Origin of the sequence: Pontivivens nitratireducens, from assembly GCF_014235845.1 — a bacterium.
In the GTDB taxonomy this organism is placed as follows: domain Bacteria; phylum Pseudomonadota; class Alphaproteobacteria; order Rhodobacterales; family Rhodobacteraceae; genus Pontivivens; species Pontivivens nitratireducens.
In genome coordinates this window covers 509,674-526,627 of record NZ_JACJUQ010000001.1, presented here as the reverse complement: position 1 = coordinate 526,627, position 16,954 = coordinate 509,674, and the positions used below count along the sequence as shown (strand labels likewise).

The window sequence follows — 16,954 nt, the reverse complement described above, 5'->3', positions numbered from 1 at the left end:
TCGTCGATGCCGAAGGCCGCCCGATCCGCTTGGCGCTCACAGCAGGTCAGGCGGGCGACGCGCCTCAGGCTTTGCCGTTGATGGCGGACCTGAAGGACGGCGCGATCCTCTTGGCGGATCGGGCTTACGACACGAACGCCATCCGCGCCTTCGCCTCATCGCGCGGCGCTTGGGCCAACATTCCGGCGCTATCGACCCGCAAAGACACGTTCAGCTTTTCGTCCTGGGTCTATCGGCAGCGCAACCTCGTCGAACGGTTCTTCAACAGGATCAAGCAGTTCCGTGGGCTGGCAACGCGATACGATCGAAATCCGGAGAACTTCCTGGCAGCCATCAAGCTCGCAGCGATCCGCATCTGGATTGCTGATCAATGAGTCCACTCCCTAGGCTCAGGACCCATTAAATGATTGCGGGCTTGAACGATCTCTGACTCACTGGCGGCATGGAGGTGTCGTGATGAGTGATTTGTTTTGGCTTTCGGCGGCGCAGATGCGCCGGATTGAACCGTTCTTTCCTTTGTCGCACGGCGTTGCGAGGGTCGATGATCGCAAGGTTGTCTCAGGCATCGTTTTCGTCATTCGCAATGGGGTGCGCTGGCGATGCACCGGCCGACTACGGCCCACACAAGACGCTCTACAATCGCTTTGTGCGGTGGAGCCGAATGGGCGTGTTCGACCGGATCTTCGCAGGCCTTGCTGCCCAAGGCGACGAACCGGACGAGGTGATGATCGACGCGACCCATCTGAAGGCACACCGGACAGCCGCCAGCCTGCTAAAAGGGGGGTGCTTCCCCGGCGTATCGGGAGAACCAAAGGCGGCCTGAACTCGAAGCTGCATGCCGTGTGCGATCAGGTGGGGCGGCCCATCATCATGCTGCTCACCGAAGGCCAAGTTGGCGACGACAAAGGTGCCGCGACCATTCTCCCGGCGCTTCCTACGTCCGCCAGGACCCTGATCGGCGGGACAAGGGGTACGACGGTGATGCGTTAAGGGCTGCAATTACGGCGCGTGGCATCGAACCCTGCATCCCACCCCGCAAGGGGCGCAATCATCCAGCCCCCTACTGCAAGCGCACCTATCGTCGACGCAACCTCGTCGAACGTATGTTCGGTCGCCTCAAAGACTGGCGCCGCATCGCGACCCGCTACGACCGATGCGCGCACACCTTCTTCTCAGCAATATGCATTGCTGCAACCGTAATATGGTGGATCAATGAGTCCTGAGCCTAGGCTCCCGGCACCCCAAAAGCTGAGCCGCGCTAATGATACGCCGAAGGTGGGAATTCTAAAGGTTGAGTGGTAAGGTTAGTAAATTCCTAAAGGTAGCAGCAATTTTCTTGACTCCCCCTTCCCCCAATACTTTACGTGGAGCAATAGCCGAGGGTGGAGAAGGGAATATTTGCGGGATGCTAGCGAGGCTGCAAGTTGATCGGATGGCGAGGGACGCAAAAGCAGCCACTGTCAGGCGGTGCGTGGCTCGCGCGAAGGGGCAGCCGGTATGCTGAAATCAGTGACGAAATCCCACCCTTTGCAATTGTTGCTTCAAGCCCGTGCGATTTGCGTTGGTGCCCTCAAAGTGCTTGGCAATCAATTTGCGCGGGCGGCGCTCGTGGCCGTGCTCGTGGTGCCGGCAGTCGCCCACGCAGATGTGGCCGTACCGGGCGAGGACGCTTCGGAGTACCAAGCCGCAGTACAGCTCTGGCTGGATGGTTCGGATGATCTGAAGGCGCTGCGCCAGTTGTCGGGCCTGGCCAATCAGGAGAATACCGCTGCACAGATCCTTTTGGCTAGCATAGCTCGCACAGAACACACCCATGTTGCAGTCACTCAGAGCTTACAACGACGGGAGCGTATCGCGTTGTTGCGCGAGGATGTGGGCCTGTCGGGGCGCGATTGGTTGCAGCGGGCATCAGAAACATCGCCGCTTGCTCAGGCACTATGGAGCTACATATCCCCAGCCGTTGGTCGTGGGTATGACCTTGATGCTGTGGACATCCTTCTCTATCACGGGGAAATTCGGCACGGTTTTCGGGCCCTGAACAACTTGGCTGCGCAAAGCCCTGGATTCGAGATCGCTCTCTTCATTTACGAGCACCAAGAAGAGCTTGGCGCCGGGAGCCTGTCAATACTCGACTATGTTCTGAGGAGCGAAGTTGCTGAGGGAGCGACAGTAATTCCGGTTCCTAGGACAGGCATGTCAGAAGATGATTTGTCTCAGTTCTTATCCGGTCTTTCAAATCCGCAAAATCGCTTCGCTCAACTCGGCTTGCTCGAATTCATCGAAGGACCCGATTCGTATAGCGTATCTGAAGCGACGATTTTGGAGTGGGTGCGCGACGATCCTGGGTTGCCTCCGCTGATGACTTTCTGCAGTAGCGAATGCTCAAATGCCGTTGATGCTTGTCTTATTTCTGGCGCTAGAGCGCTGACATTTTCGAGCGGCTTTCCGCATCCGTTGGCCAGCCCTTCACAATCGCTGGTTCCGGATCAAGTCTACTGGGGGAGTGGACGATTTGTGAGAGACCTCACGTCGTTGCTTAATGCCGGACAGTGGGAGGGGTGTAGATGATAACTTTTACAGGGTAGGGGTTCAGTAAAGCGATTTTTGAGGGGCTTGCATCATGGGTAGATCCGTGGAAAGCCGATTCTTGAATTTTTACGACAAAAATCCCTTGATGGCGAGCCTATTCGGATTGACGTCTCTATTTATTGCGTTCGCTTTTATTGGCGTGGCTACGGCTGCAATAAATAAACTAGCTGGCCTACCCACGCTTATTATAGTCTTTCTGCTTTCGCCAGTTTTCATTTATTTGGTCAAGCCGATCATTATGATAGCGTTTTTGGCTAACGAGTTTTTCTGGAAATCCTTAGGGATATTTTATTTCCTCGGAATCAAGGGCCTTCCAATTTGAGAAAGATACAGTCAGGGATCGGAGATGAGCGATGGCAGGTAGCGGAGACTCTGGAGGGACAATTACCTTTGATGGATATGGTAATGTGGGACCACTTCAGACACCGGACGCGCCATCCAGCAGCGCACGTTTCCATTGATTGATCATCGTCGCCTCTCGGTGTTTGCATGCAAACACCTGCCGGTTATAGATGCACGCTGAACCGGCTCGCCAGTTCCTACACGGTCGCCTCGCCTTTCAGCGCTTCCAGCGCCACCTTCGCCTTGAACTCAGGCGTATGCTGCTTTCTCTTTGTCATTTCGGATCGTCTCTCTCGTCAGGCGATCCACCTTAACAACTGATCCAAATTTTCGCGACCACCTCTGCCCTGCCTGGATGCGCCTCTCCGGCCGCTTGACATTCGAATAACTGTTAGAATAGGTGATTGGCGTTGGATGTTGAGCTGCTAAGTTCACTGAATCGAAGTCGCTGGCGGGCAGATGCATGATGGCTCAGGAGCTTCCATTGTGGGCCGGATCACACGTGGAGTATCTCTATGGGGCTGTTTCTCAGACTAGTCGATGGTCTCAACATATGTGTCGGTCGCGTGGTCGGCTGGGTAATGATATTCATCATGATGGTGACGGTTTACGATGTGATGGCCCGCAAGCTGTTCAACGCGCCGGTGATGTGGGCATTCGACCTATCGGTGCAGCTATTTGCGCTGCACTTCATGATCACAGCCGCTTATGCTCTTTTGTATAATGAGCACGTCTCGATCGACATCTTCAAGGACCGCCTGTCGGTGCGCGGCCAAGCGGTGCTCGACATTGTGTCCTTCATCGTCTTCTTCTTTCCGTTCGTCATCGCACTGCTAGTCTATGGGTGGGACTTCGCCGCACGCTCTTGGGCGACACGCGAGACGAGCTGGGGCATTATCGCCTTACCAGTCTACTATATAAAAACGGTCATTCCCATAACCGCGGTCCTTCTCCTCCTGCAGGGCACCGCAACCATTATCCGTCTAATTGAAACGGCGCGTACGGGTGTAGTGAAATGAGCGGCGAACTCCTGACCGTCCTAATGTTCGCCGGCCTTCTCGTCGGCCTTTTAATGGGCCATCCGCTGGCCTTCGTACTCGGCGGGCTGGCGCTGATTTTCGCCTATCTCGGACCAGGTCCGCAGGTGTTCGGCATAATCATCAACCGCATCTACAGCCAGATGGACAACTACATACTTATCGCGGTGCCGATGTTCATCCTAATGGCGCGGCTCCTGAGCGATTCCGGCGTTACGGAAAACATGTTCCACGCGCTGCGGTTGATGCTGGGACGTGTGCGCGGCGGTCTTCTATTCGCAACGATCGCGATATCCGTCGTGTTGGCCGCGACGACGGGTGTAATCGGCGCGTCCATGACGGTTATGGGTGTGCTGGCACTGCCGTCCATGGTCAAATATGGCTATCAGAAGGAGCTGAGCACAGGCGTGATTGCGGCCGGCGGTAGCTTGGGCATCCTTATTCCGCCGAGCATCATGCTCGTCATTCTAGGCAGCTACGCGCAAATATCCGTCGGACAGCTCTTCGCCGCCGCTCTGGGGCCGGGGCTGCTGCTTGCGGGTCTCTATGCGCTCTACTGCGGTGTCCTTACCTTCTTCCGGCCCGACCTCGGCCCGCCCGTTTCCGAGGATGAGCTAGGACAGACAAACCGCGCCGAGATCCTCAAGCTGGTCATCAAGATGGCTTTTCCGCCGATTGTGCTTGTCATCGGCGTGATGGGTTCGATCTTCGCCGGCTGGGCGACGACCACCGAAGCCGCTTCCGTAGGTGCCTTCCTTACTTTCCTGATGGTGATCGCCTATGGGAAATTCTCTTGGTCGATGCTTCAGGACGCCGTTTCGGCGACGGCGCGTACGACCAGTATGGTGCTCTTTGTCATCGTGGGCGCTACGGCGTTCACCGGCGTCTTCGTGGCAATCGGCGGAACCCGCATCGTCAGCGGCTATTTGGACGGACTGGGGCTCGGTCCATGGGGCGTCTTCTTCCTCATGATGCTGATAGTTTTCATCCTTGGAATGTTCCTAGACTGGCTTGGCATCGTACTCATCTGCCTACCGATCTTTCTGCCCATAGCCACCGCGAACGGCTTCGAGCCCCTGTGGTTTGTTATGATGACCGCCATCGTCCTACAAACCTCGTTCCTGACGCCGCCTTTCGGCTACGCGCTGTTCTATCTCGAAGGAGTCGCTCCGCCCGGAGTAACGCTCGGCCACATCTATCGCGGCGTCATACCGTTCATCATTCTCATCATTATCGGCTCTGTTCTCTGCATAATTTTCCCGCAAATCATCACTTGGCTGCCGACAGTGATCTTCTCATCCTACCGGTGAAGTTCTAACCCGATTTATTCATGAAGATGTGATGCGGGTAGTGTAACGTATTGAAAGCAGTTATTTTTCGATCGTTTCGACCAAAGTTTCCGGTTTCCCAAGCAGGCCCCCCTCAGGAGCGCTGCTTTCGAGGCTCAGTGGCCGCGATCTGCCACCGGGATGACGCGATCAATGGGGAGCGCTTCAGAACTGCCTCCAGCATGGCTTGAAGCGTCTTGGTCTTGGCGGCATTGCCGGGGTTAACTGTGTGCATGAGCGACAGGCCATCCGCCGTCTGCACAATGCCCAGGACAGCTTGACGGGCGATACCGCCCCGTTCCTTGTTCATCCCGAACGCCCGGATATCATCTTCAACCATGCCCTCCCCGTGGATGCGCACTGTGGTCAGGTCGTAGAAGACAACAGCCAGATCGCGATCAACCAAGGGGCGAATCTAGCGCGCCAAGGCATCCTCTACCACCTCGCCATTGTCCATGAGCGCATCCATGGCGCGGATCAGCGCTTCGGCGTCAAATTTCCCTACGGCTTGAGCGCCTTCTGTAACCCAGTTCACACCAGAGTTCATGCAGCGCAAAGACATTTCCATATACCCAGCCTGCCTCCTTAATGATTTCCGCCGAGGTGTTCTCGCTGCGCCCAAGCCCGCGGTTAGCCCATTGATCAGCGGGCCGAAATTATCGGGGCTCAATCTGTCCTAGCGCCCGAGATTGGCTATGACGCGCACGCGCACCTGCCTGCGGTCGTTGCGGAAGGACACGACCAATTGCAGGTTTTGGCGGTCGCGGACCTTAGTGATGCGCGTATACATTGTGTAGCTCGGAGGCGTGGAAGTTCGGTTGACTAGACTCTGACCTCTGCGTAATCTTTTCGCAGGATATAGCTTGGCTGCCGACAGAAATCCTCTCGCGCCAGTCTCGGCTAAGTCGAAAAAGAGGGGGAGGAAAAGGAACAACATGAGAAATCTTGCAAGCACACTTTCAGGCGGTTTGGTCATTCTTGTTTTGGGCACCACGACGGCGGTCGCGCAGGAGGAAGAAGTCACCATCCAGATGACATCGACCTGGCCTCCCGGCATCAACATAATCGATGCCGACAATCACTTTGTCGATCTCGTGAACCGGCTGGGTGAAGGAACTGTCCAGATCGAGTTCTTCCCCGGCGAGAGCCTAGTCCCCTCCACGCAGGTCTTCGATGCCGTTCAGACTGGCTCCATTCAGGCGTCTGGCGACTGGCCCGGATACTGGGCCGGAACTGACACGGCGTTTTCGCTCATTGGCTCGTTTCCGATGTTGTTCACGACCCAAGACTATCTGCTATGGATCAACAATTGGGGCGGGGCGGAACTATACGACGAAGTTTACGGTAAATATAATATAAAATATATACCGTTTGCCATTTTGGGTACCGAATCCGGACTGCGCTCAACGGTTCCGATTGCATCCTTGGACGAACTCGAGGGCAAACGGGTACGCATGTCAGGCCGCCCTCAAGGCGCTATCTTGAGAGAATACGATGCCGCCCAAGTTATGCTGCCGGGTTCCGACGTATATCAGTCGCTGGAGCGCAACGTGATCGACGCAGCAGAATTCTCTATGCCGAGCACCGATTTGGGTATGGGATTTGCTGAGGTGACGGAGCACAACATGTCGCCGGGCTGGCATCAGCCTGCCTCGACAACCGGCGTAATGATCAACATCGATACGTGGAATAGTCTGTCTGACCGTGCAAAGCTGATATTCGAGACCGCCGCCGCAGCAACGATATCGTGGTCTATTGGCCATTACGAAAAGAGTTCGACTGAAGCAGTCGCGAGATTCGACGAAATGGGGACTGCCGTGCACCGCTTGGATAGCGAGGACATGGCGGAACTGCAGAGCCTATCCAATCGCATTCTTGTGGACGAGGCATGTTTGAATCCGCTCTTCGCAAAGGTCGCGATTTCCCAACTCGAATATCTGCAGGACTATTCTGCATGGCGCGAGATGCAGGGTGAGTTCGCCATGGGTCGCAACATTGCTGACTTCCCCGACATTGAAGCGATTCGCAGCTGCGCGGAATGAGTCTAACATCGTGTGTGGCTTTTCTTGTTAGCCTCTGCTTCTGATCTAATAGGGGGAAGCCTGAATGGATATGGGTAGTGTTCCTGAGGACGTACGCCGAGACTTCGAGCTTGCGCGCGAGGCTTCTCGGTTGACAATTGGTTCACTCTTTAGGCAGACCGCTCGCTCGTGGCCAGATAGGGTTTCTCTGCAGGCGGGCGACATACAAGTAACCTACGCAGAACTCGATCAGCGTACCGATAGGCTTTGCAATTATCTGAAAGGGCGCGGCGTCCTCAGAGGCGACCGAATTGCGATACTTTCAGAAAATCGCTTTGAATATGTAGAGCTCCTCATTGCAGCTGCCAAGATGGGCGTGATCGCGGCCTGCCAGAATTGGCGGCTTTCGGATGATGAGTTGCACCATTGCTTGGAACTGGTAGGTCCTAAACTGCTGTTTACGTCGCCGCTGCATCAGGGGGCTGCGGCGCGATGTGATCATATCGCACCAAGCCTGATGTTTGGTCCTGATTACGAGGCAGCGCTCGACGCGGCGCTGCAGGTTCCGGTTGAAGGTGATTGCGACTCTGAGGACGGGGTAGTTATACTCTATACAAGCGGGACAACGGGCATGCCAAAAGGTGCGCTCATCAGCCAACGCGCCGAGATCGCGCGGGCAATGATACAGATGACCGATACACCTACTGCCGCCTCCGACGCCTTTGTCGCTTGGGCTCCGCTCTTTCACATGGCCTCGGTCGACGCGGTGTTCATGAAGCTGATACAGGGCGGCAAGGTGATTTTGACCGCCGGCTTCGACGGCGCTGAACTCGCTTCAATCGTATCTCGAGAGCGGCTCGGATGGCTGGTCCTGATGCCGGGCATGATCACGCCGTTTATCGCGGCAATGGAAGCATCTGGCGCGTCTGTCGCCGGTGTCAAGTGGACCGGTGCGATGGCTGATCTGGTGCCGCGCGAACAGATCGCGGCGGTGACCCGCCTTCTGGGCGCTCCCTATCTCAACAGCTTCGGGTCAACGGAGACCGGTCTGGCCCCAGCCTCGCGCGGCATCATCGAGGTTGGCGTCGTGCCTGAAAAGCTCGACAAGCTGCGCAGTTCGTTCTGCTCCATCCGGCTCGTGGGGTCCGACGATGTCGAGGTTCCCAATGGCGAACCTGGTGAACTTGCGATCCGAAGTCCCGCGCTGTTCTCTGGTTATTGGAACAATCCCGATGCCAATCAGAAGGATTTTCGCGGCGGCTGGTTCCACATGGGTGATGTTTTCTCGCGCAATCCCAACGGCACGCTCTCATTTGTCGACCGTAGCAAGTATCTGATAAAATCCGGCGGCGAAAACATCTATCCCGCCGAGATCGAGCGCGTACTTATGGCCGAGCCGATGGTCGCCGAAGCAGCAGTGGTTAGGAAAGTGGACCCGCGGTGGGGCGAAGTCCCTGTCGCCTTCGTGGTGCGGCGGGACGACAGTTTGACAGCCGATGCCTTGCATGCACGCTGTGCTGCCCAGATAGCGCGCTACAAGCTGCCGAAAGAAATCCATTTTGTTGACGAGGCAGAGCTTCCTCGCAGCACCACCGGCAAGATAAAGCGTCACGACCTTGAACAACGCATTGCAGGGAAGCTTTGATGAACAAGGTGCTCCTCGAAAAGACCGGCCACGTTGGCTTGGTGACGATCAATAGGCCCCATGTCCGGAACGCCTTGGATCCAGAGACACTCTGTATCATGGCGGATGCCTTCGAAGACTTACGCGGGGACAACATGATCCGTGCGATCGTCGTCACGGGCACCGGTGACAAAGCCTTTAGTGCAGGCGCCGATCTCGGACGCCTGATCCCATTGATGAGCGGCGCGCGCGAGCCTGAGGACGAGTGGGATCGCCGCTTCAAAGCGAATCCCGACCTTTTGCACCGAGCCCTTCTGCGCGGCTACGACGTAGGCAAGCCGGTTATCGCCGCGATCAATGGTTCCGCCATCGCGGGCGGCATGGAATTAGTACAAGGCACGGATCTGCGCATTGCAGCCGACACGGCTATGTTTGGTGTCCAAGAGGTAAATTGGGCAATTTTTCCGGCAGGAGGCTCGACCGTAAGATTGCCGCAGCAACTGACCATGCCACGTGCGATGGAACTTCTCCTGACGGGAGATCTCGTCGACGCGTCCACAGCCTATCAATGGGGATTCCTCAATCGCGTTGTGCCAGCCTCCGAGGTTATGGGGGTGGCTATGGAACTAGCAGAACGCATCGCTGGAAAAGGACCTATTGCGGTCCAGGCAATCCGCCGCTCGGCCCGCTCCTGCGTCGGATTTCCGGAGGACAAGGCTCTAGCGATGGAGTTGGAATTCGCCGCTCCCGTCTTTGCCAGCGAGGACGCACGTGAGGGTCCACGCAGCTTCATGGAGAAGCGTCCGGCGGTCTATCATGGCAAATGACCGGCATCCTGCTCATCGGTGATGATGCGCAATCCAACCCCATCATTGCCAAAATGCACACTCCCTAGGCTCAGGACCCATTAAATGATTGCGGGCTTGAACGATCTCTGACTCACTGGCGGCATGGAGGTGTCGTGATGAGTGATTTGTTTTGGCTTTCGGCGGCGCAGATGCGCCGGATTGAACCGTTCTTTCCTTTGTCGCACGGCGTTGCGAGGGTCGATGATCGCAAGGTTGTCTCAGGCATCGTTTTCGTCATTCGCAATGGGGTGCGCTGGCGATGCACCGGCCGACTACGGCCCACACAAGACGCTCTACAATCGCTTTGTGCGGTGGAGCCGAATGGGCGTGTTCGACCGGATCTTCGCAGGCCTTGCTGCCCAAGGCGACGAACCGGACGAGGTGATGATCGACGCGACCCATCTGAAGGCACACCGGACAGCCGCCAGCCTGCTAAAAGGGGGGTGCTTCCCCGGCGTATCGGGAGAACCAAAGGCGGCCTGAACTCGAAGCTGCATGCCGTGTGCGATCAGGTGGGGCGGCCCATCATCATGCTGCTCACCGAAGGCCAAGTTGGCGACGACAAAGGTGCCGCGACCATTCTCCCGGCGCTTCCTACGTCCGCCAGGACCCTGATCGGCGGGACAAGGGGTACGACGGTGATGCGTTAAGGGCTGCAATTACGGCGCGTGGCATCGAACCCTGCATCCCACCCCGCAAGGGGCGCAATCATCCAGCCCCCTACTGCAAGCGCACCTATCGTCGACGCAACCTCGTCGAACGTATGTTCGGTCGCCTCAAAGACTGGCGCCGCATCGCGACCCGCTACGACCGATGCGCGCACACCTTCTTCTCAGCAATATGCATTGCTGCAACCGTAATATGGTGGATCAATGAGTCCTGAGCCTAGGGGCGCATGACCCGCACATCCACCGGCATCACGAATCCGTCGAAATAGAACGAGATCGACGCCTCCCCCACCGGGGGGGCGCGAGATCCTCAAACCGCAGGAACAGGCCCCCGTGCATCAGGTCCAGCGCATTGCCAGGTTGCAGCGCGATCTCGAAAAGCTCCTCGGTGATATCGTCATGCGTGGCAAAGATATACCCGTCCTCACCATCCGGCCCGTCGGCCCCCAGTAGGGTGATCGGCACATCGCCGACATTGTAGACGATGCCGTGAATATCCCACGCGCCCTGTGGCCCGCGATGCAGTTCGGCGTTCACCACGGACACGACAATCTCCTGCGCCGCTGCCATGCCAGCCAGCAGCGTGAGGATCAGCGCCCCCGGATATGCGGATCGAGCGCGTCGCGAAGTCCGTCTCCGACATAGTTCACCGACAATACCGTCAGGGACAGCATCAATCCGGGCCAGATCACCCGGCTGGGCGTCAATGTCATGAAGTTCGCGCCGTCGAACAACAGACGCCCCCAGGTCGGAAAATCGCTGGGAAAGCCGAGGCCGAGGAAGCTGAGCGCGCTTTCCGTGATGATTGCCGTCGCGATGCCCAGCGTCGCGGACACCATGATCGGGCTCAAAACATTCGGCAGGACATGCCGCAGGATGATCCGGTGCGCAGGTGTGCCGATGGACCGCGCGGCCAGCACGAACTCCCGTTCCTTCAGCGCCAACACATCGCCGCGCACGATCCGAGCGGTCTGCATCCACGACGTGATCCCGATAATGAAAACGATCAGCAGGAATATCCCCGCCTCCGGCCCGAAGGCTTTGCGCAGCGTATCACGGAACAGCATGATAATAACAAGCAATAACGGCAGGATAGGCAGCGCCAGAAACAAATCTGTCACACGCATTAAGATCCCGTCGAGCCTGCGGAAATACCCGGCAAGCACGCCCACCAATGTGCCGAAGAACATCGCAATGGCCATCGCCGTGACTCCGACGAGCAGCGAGACTCGCCCGCCTTGCAGCACCTGCGCGAACATGTCCCGACCCAGATTGTCGGTTCCCATCGGATGCGCCAGGCTCATCCCCTGGTTGCGGGCCCGAAAATCGCTGTAGGTCGGATCAATCGTATGAATGAACGGACCGAAACTGACGCCCAAAACGATCACCAGAAACACCGCCAAGCCCGCCATCGCGCCACGGTGGGCGGTAAACTGGCTCCACACGTCACGCAACAGGGTGCGGGGACGCTCCTCCACCTCATCGACCACAGTTTGGGCGAAGATACGGTCCTGATCACTCATAGCGAATCCTCGGGTCCAGAATGCCGTAGAGGACATCGGCGATAAGGTTGAACAGTACGATAAGCACCGCAAAAATGAAGGTCAGCGTCTGTACCAGCGGAATATCGGCCCCCTGGATGCCGATGATCAACAGCTGCCCGATGCCGTTCACGCGGAAGATCTGCTCCGTTATGATCGCCCCGCCAAAGATCGTGGGAATGTTCAGCGCGATCACCGTAACCACCGGGATCATCGAGTTTCGCAGAACATGGATCATGACCACCACCCGCTCCGTCAGACCCTTCGCACGGGCGGTGCGCACGTAATCCTGTTGCAGATTGTCCAGCATGGAGGCCCGCATATACCGGCTCAACTGCGCCGCCGTCGCCAGCGCCAGAACCATGGTCGGCATGATCATCTGCTTGATCTGAAACACGAAACTATCCCAACTGTCGATCACGTGGTTGGTGTCATAGATCGACGGAAACCATTGCAGATGCACGGAAAACAGAACGATGAACACCAGCCCGGTAAAAAAGGTCGGGATCGAAAATCCGACCATGCTGACAAAGGTGCCGATCTGGTCGAACCACGAATATTGCTTGTAGGCGGAGATGACGCCGATCGGCACCGCGATCACGATGGCGATCACCTGACTCATGCCGACGACCCACAGGGTTTGCGGCATCCGCTCGATGATCAGATCGACCACCGGGGATCGCGTCGCCCATGAGGTGACGCGCATCCGCTCTCCATCGCCCAGGGTCCAGCCGGTCCACCCCTCGATCAGGTTGAGCGGTTCGTTGATGAAAAACTGTTTGAGCCACAGCAGATAGCGGATCGGAAACGGTTCGTCCAAACCCAGTGAGGACCGGATCTGCGCCCGCACCTCGGGTGAGATGGTCAGCGGCAGGTTTCCGGTCGGATCGCTGGGGGCCAGGTCCAGGATCGCGAAGATAATAAAGCTGATGGCCAGAAGCGTCGGGATCGCGAACAGCAGTCTGCGGATTGTAAATGCGAACATCGACGCCTCGGGGTGATAGCCTTGAAAAACAGGGGGGTGGAGCGGCGACGCATCGCCGCTCCTGCTTCGCGCTTATTCGGCGCGGGTCCAGTCCGCGATGTTCCACAACTCGCTGTCCCACTCATTCATCAGGACGCCCTCCAACGTGTTGGAATGGGCCGAGACGCCGCCACGGTGCACCAGCGGAATGATCGAGCCGCTGTTCATCAGCATGTCGTTCATCTTGATCGCCAGTGCCGCGCGATCCTCCAATGCGGCGGTCTGGCCGAACTCGACGACCAGCGCGTCATATTCCTCGGAACAGAAGCGCTGCATGTTCGAGCCCTGCCACTGCGTCTCGGGCGAGGGGATTTCGGCGCAGGCCCAGTTGCCCATGTACCGCTCAGGGTCCGTGCCGTCGAAATTGTTGGTATACATCTCGATATCGGCAAAGAACTTCTGGAACGTATCGGGTGAGGAAGGATCGCCGCCGAAGAATACCGAGCCGTCGATATTGCGCAGCTCCGTCTCGACCCCGATCTCCTCCCACATCTGCTTGACCAGCGCCTGCGTGCCTTGGCGGACGGAGTTGGTGGAGGTCTGGTAGAGTATGCTCAGACGCTCGCCGTCCTTGGTGCGCACGCCGTCATCGCCCATGACCCAACCGGCCTCATCCAGCAGGCGGTTTGCCTCATCGGGATCGTAGTTCAGGCACCAGTCGTTGTTGGTCGATGCATAGATCGCCGGCGCGGGCAGCACGTTACAGGTCGGCTGACCGGAGGAGCCATAGCCCGCCTCGACCAGAATCTCCCGGTCAATGGCAAGCGACAGCGCCCGGCTGACATTCGGGTCGGTCAGGAACGGATGCGGATGTGCCACCGTGGCCCGTTCGTCCCCCAGTTCGGGGTCGGGATCGGTCTGGTTGACGTGCATCCGCTCCACCGAAGTGCCGAAGGCCGACACGACCGTGCCCTGTCCTGCTGCTGCCATCTGGTTCAGGATTTCCGGCTCCACCTGAAGGTTCCAGGCGTAATCGAACTCACCCGTTTCCAGAACGGACCGCGCCGCCGATGCCGCATCGCCGCCGCCCTTGAGGTTCAGTGTCGCGAAGGCAGGCTTCATCGGGTCGCGGTAATTCTCATTCGCGACGAAGCTTGCGACGTCGTTCGCCTTGAAATCGGTGACGACAAACGGCCCGGTGCCGATGGGGGCGAAGTTCGCATCCGTGCAGGTCGGTGCCGCCGCCCCCAGACAATCCGCGAATTGCGCGGCCTGGATAATGGGCGATTGCGCACCGACGAACGGGCCGTAGGGGAACGGCTTGGGCACGCTGAAGGTGATCTTGATCGTTCGATCGTCCACCGCCTCGACGCTTTCCACATCGTTGTAATTGGAAAGCTGCGCGCAACCGGATTCGGGATCGGTGCAGTACTGCCAGGTGAACACCGCATCCGCCGCCGTCAATGGCGTGCCATCGGACCACTTGATGCCCTCGCTCAGCGTCCAGGTGATCGTGGTCAGATCCTCGGACACGCCGCCATTGTCCACTGTGGGAATTTCATCCACCAAAAACGGCACCATCGTGCCTGTCTCGTCATACCGGGCCAGCGGTTCGATCACGAGGCTGGAGGCCTCCAGCTCCTTCGTGCCGCCAGACAGATAGGGGTTCAGCAGAGAGGGCGCCTGCCAGTAGATGATGTTGAGGTGACCGTCCGTGGCGCGGCCCTCATGGGACTCGGCATGGGCGGAACCGGCGGCGACCAGCGCGGTCGCGGCCATCAGGAAACCGATCTTTTTCATTGGGTCTCTCCTTGTTGGACATTATCATTTTTGTTTTCGCGCAATACACTTGCGTCTTTTTCTTCATCAATCAGATGACACGCGGCAAACCGGCCCGGCATATGCTCGACAAATACTGGCGACACCTCGTGGCAGACCGGCATCACCTTGGGGCAGCGCGTGCAGAAGTTGCAGCCCTTCGGCGGGTTCGCCGGGCTGGGCACGTCGCCCTGCAGAATGATCTGTTGGCGCGTAGCCTCCACCACGGGATCCGCGACGGGAACCGCGCTCAGCAATGCCTCGGTGTAGGGATGGCGCGGATCGGAATACAGCGCATCGCGCGGGGCAAGCTCCACGATCTTGCCCAGATACATCACCGCCACTCGGTTCGCGAGGTGGCGCACCATGCTCAGATCGTGGCTGATGAACAGATAGGTCAGGCCCAGATCGCGCTGCAAATCCTCCAGCAGATTGACCACCTGCGCCTGGATGGACACATCCAGCGCCGCGATCGGCTCATCACAGACAATGAACCTGGGGTTCAGCGCCAGGGCGCGCGCGATGCCGATCCGCTGCCGCTGACCGCCCGAAAACTCGTGAGGATAGCGGCTGGCAAACGCCCGGTTCAGGCCGACCGCGTCCATCAACTCCCGCACCCGGACGTCGCGTGCGGCGCGGTCCATATCGCTATGTTCGCGCAACGGTTCCGCGATGATCGAGCCGACGGTCATGCGCGGGTTCAGGCTGGCCTGCGGATCCTGAAAGATCATCTGCATCTGCGGTCGGGCACGGCGCAGGTCCGCACTGCCCAGCGATGCCACGTCCACTCCGCCGATCCGCACCGACCCCGCCGTAGGATCGTAAAGCCGCAGGATCGCGCGACCGGTCGTGGACTTGCCGCAGCCGCTTTCTCCGACCAGGCCCAGAGTCTCCCCCTCCATGATATCGAAGCTCAGCCCATCCACCGCCTTCACCGCGCCGACCTTGCGGCGCAGGATACCGGCGTGGATGTCAAAATGCATGGTCAGGTCGCGAACTTCGACCAGCGGCTTGATCGGCGCCATCTCAGACATGGCGCATCTCCCCGGTTTGCGGATCCCACCAGCAGGCAACATCATGGCCGCCGCCGACCTCGATCCGCTGGGGGTTTTCCGTCAGGCACCGCCCGAACGTATGTGCGCAGCGCGGCGCGAAGGGGCAGCGATCCGGCGCCCCTCCTAGCGAGGGCGGTTGCCCCTCAATGGTTCGCAATCGTTCGGACCGCGCGCCCGTAACACTTGGCAAGGTTTCCAGCAAAGCGCGGGTATAGGGATGCTGCGGGCGGGCAAACAATTCGCGCACCGGCCCCTGCTCGACGATCTGGCCAGCATACATCACGATCACGCGGTCCGCGATGCCAGCGACCACGCCCAGATCATGGGTGATCCAGACGATTCCCATGTCGAGCTTCTGCCGCAGATCGCGCACCAACGCGATGATCTGCGCCTGAATGGTCACGTCCAGCGCCGTGGTCGGCTCATCCGCGATCAGCAATTTGGGGTCACACGCCAGAGCAATGGCGATGACCACCCGCTGACGCATACCGCCGGAAAACTGGTGGGGATAATCCTGCAATCGCCGGGCAGCATCGGAAATGCCGACCAGACTCAGCAACTCCGCCGCGCGCATCTTGGCCTCGGCCTTGCTCATGTTCATATGCTTGCGCAGGCGTTCCGTGATCTGGCGCCCGACGGTGAACACCGGGTTGAGAGAGGTCATGGGATCCTGAAACACAAACCCCACGTCACGCCCGCGCAACCGCAGCAGTTCCGCCCGGTTCATCGCACGCACGTCGCGCCCCTCGAACAGGACCTCCCCGCCGACAATCTCAGCCGAGCGGGGCAGCAGGTTCATCAGGCTCATCATCGTGACGGACTTGCCCGAGCCGCTTTCACCGACAACCCCCACCAGTTCACCCGGCGCGACCGAGAACGAGACCGAATTCACCGCGTGAACCGCGCCGGATCGTGTGTGAAATACGGTCTTCAGCTGCGCTACATCCAGTAGCGGTGCGATGGTGTCGCGCATGTAATCCCCATCTGCGATCGTTCTGTTCACACTCTCACGGCATGATTTTGATCGCCTGTCGATCAAACTAGACGACGATTCCCATTTTGGCGCAAGGGGCGATACGCCTGCTTGACGCCGGTCCGACAGCGGATCAATCTTCGACC

Annotated in this window: 13 protein-coding genes and 3 pseudogenes; 9 read left to right on the top strand and 7 right to left on the bottom strand. The window is 58.5% G+C overall.

Going from position 1 to position 16,954, the window contains the following annotated elements; genetic code table 11:
• The 5 genes and pseudogenes from H1S03_RS02830 to H1S03_RS02810 all read left to right on the top strand — a co-directional run.
• Nucleotides 1-374 (top strand): IS5 family transposase (locus H1S03_RS02830; RefSeq protein ID WP_185803041.1); only part of this gene is annotated, 374 nt, incomplete at its 5' end.
• An 82-nt stretch (nt 375-456) separates the two neighbouring features.
• Nucleotides 457-1,223: pseudogene (locus H1S03_RS02825) on the top strand (IS5 family transposase).
• Nucleotides 1,224-1,497: 274 nt separating this feature from the next.
• Nucleotides 1,498-2,568 carry a hypothetical protein gene (locus H1S03_RS02820; protein ID WP_185803040.1) on the top strand — a complete coding sequence of 357 codons (1,071 nt, stop codon included), beginning with the start codon at nt 1,498-1,500 and terminating at the stop codon, nt 2,566-2,568.
• An 878-nt stretch (nt 2,569-3,446) separates the two neighbouring features.
• Complete coding sequence (locus H1S03_RS02815) at nt 3,447-3,950, top strand: TRAP transporter small permease subunit (RefSeq protein WP_185803039.1); 504 nt, start codon at nt 3,447-3,449, stop codon at nt 3,948-3,950.
• Nucleotides 3,947-5,278, top strand: a complete 1,332-nt coding sequence (locus H1S03_RS02810; RefSeq protein ID WP_185803038.1) for a TRAP transporter large permease — start codon at nt 3,947-3,949, stop codon at nt 5,276-5,278. The genes H1S03_RS02815 and H1S03_RS02810 overlap by 4 nt, the downstream gene beginning before the upstream one ends.
• Before the next feature lie 140 nt (nt 5,279-5,418).
• Here H1S03_RS02810 and H1S03_RS17435 read toward each other — a convergent pair.
• Nucleotides 5,419-6,086, bottom strand: a pseudogene (locus H1S03_RS17435) (IS1634 family transposase); the annotation flags it as partial.
• Between the two features lie 145 nt (nt 6,087-6,231).
• On the opposite strand from H1S03_RS17435, the gene dctP reads away from it, so the two are divergent.
• The 4 genes and pseudogenes from dctP to H1S03_RS02785 all read left to right on the top strand — a co-directional run bounded on the left by dctP (nt 6,232) and on the right by H1S03_RS02785 (nt 10,672).
• Complete coding sequence (gene dctP, locus H1S03_RS02800) at nt 6,232-7,338, top strand: TRAP transporter substrate-binding protein DctP (protein WP_185803036.1); 1,107 nt, start codon at nt 6,232-6,234, stop codon at nt 7,336-7,338.
• Nucleotides 7,339-7,402: 64 nt separating this feature from the next.
• A complete protein-coding gene (locus H1S03_RS02795) occupies nt 7,403-8,962 on the top strand; it encodes a class I adenylate-forming enzyme family protein (protein ID WP_221892562.1) in 1,560 nt (519 codons plus the stop codon).
• The gene (locus H1S03_RS02790; RefSeq protein ID WP_185803035.1) at nt 8,962-9,768 is read left to right on the top strand and encodes an enoyl-CoA hydratase-related protein; all 807 of its coding nucleotides are present in this window, start codon (nt 8,962-8,964) and stop codon (nt 9,766-9,768) included. Before H1S03_RS02795 ends, H1S03_RS02790 begins: the two co-directional genes overlap by 1 nt.
• A 137-nt stretch (nt 9,769-9,905) precedes the next feature.
• A pseudogene (locus H1S03_RS02785) lies at nt 9,906-10,672 on the top strand (IS5 family transposase).
• Nucleotides 10,673-10,706: 34 nt separating this feature from the next.
• On the opposite strand, the gene H1S03_RS02780 reads toward H1S03_RS02785, so the two are convergent.
• The 6 genes from H1S03_RS02780 to H1S03_RS02755 all read right to left on the bottom strand — a co-directional run bounded on the left by H1S03_RS02780 (nt 10,707) and on the right by H1S03_RS02755 (nt 16,808).
• A complete protein-coding gene (locus H1S03_RS02780; protein ID WP_185803034.1) occupies nt 10,707-11,003 on the bottom strand; it encodes a hypothetical protein in 297 nt (98 codons plus the stop codon).
• A gap of 44 nt (nt 11,004-11,047) precedes the next feature.
• Nucleotides 11,048-11,980, bottom strand: coding sequence for an ABC transporter permease (locus H1S03_RS02775; RefSeq protein WP_240910317.1), 933 nt, complete (start codon nt 11,978-11,980; stop codon nt 11,048-11,050).
• Nucleotides 11,973-12,983: an ABC transporter permease gene (locus tag H1S03_RS02770; RefSeq protein WP_166190997.1), complete on the bottom strand. Its 1,011-nt coding sequence runs from the start codon at nt 12,981-12,983 to the stop codon at nt 11,973-11,975. Before H1S03_RS02770 ends, H1S03_RS02775 begins: the two co-directional genes overlap by 8 nt.
• 72 nt (nt 12,984-13,055) lie before the next feature.
• Nucleotides 13,056-14,762, bottom strand: a complete 1,707-nt coding sequence (locus tag H1S03_RS02765) for a peptide ABC transporter substrate-binding protein (RefSeq protein ID WP_185803033.1) — start codon at nt 14,760-14,762, stop codon at nt 13,056-13,058.
• Nucleotides 14,759-15,814, bottom strand: a complete 1,056-nt coding sequence (locus H1S03_RS02760; RefSeq protein WP_185803032.1) for an ABC transporter ATP-binding protein — start codon at nt 15,812-15,814, stop codon at nt 14,759-14,761. The genes H1S03_RS02765 and H1S03_RS02760 overlap by 4 nt, the downstream gene beginning before the upstream one ends.
• Complete coding sequence (locus H1S03_RS02755; protein ID WP_185803076.1) at nt 15,807-16,808, bottom strand: ABC transporter ATP-binding protein; 1,002 nt, start codon at nt 16,806-16,808, stop codon at nt 15,807-15,809. Before H1S03_RS02755 ends, H1S03_RS02760 begins: the two co-directional genes overlap by 8 nt.
• Nucleotides 16,809-16,954: the final 146 nt, after the last annotated feature.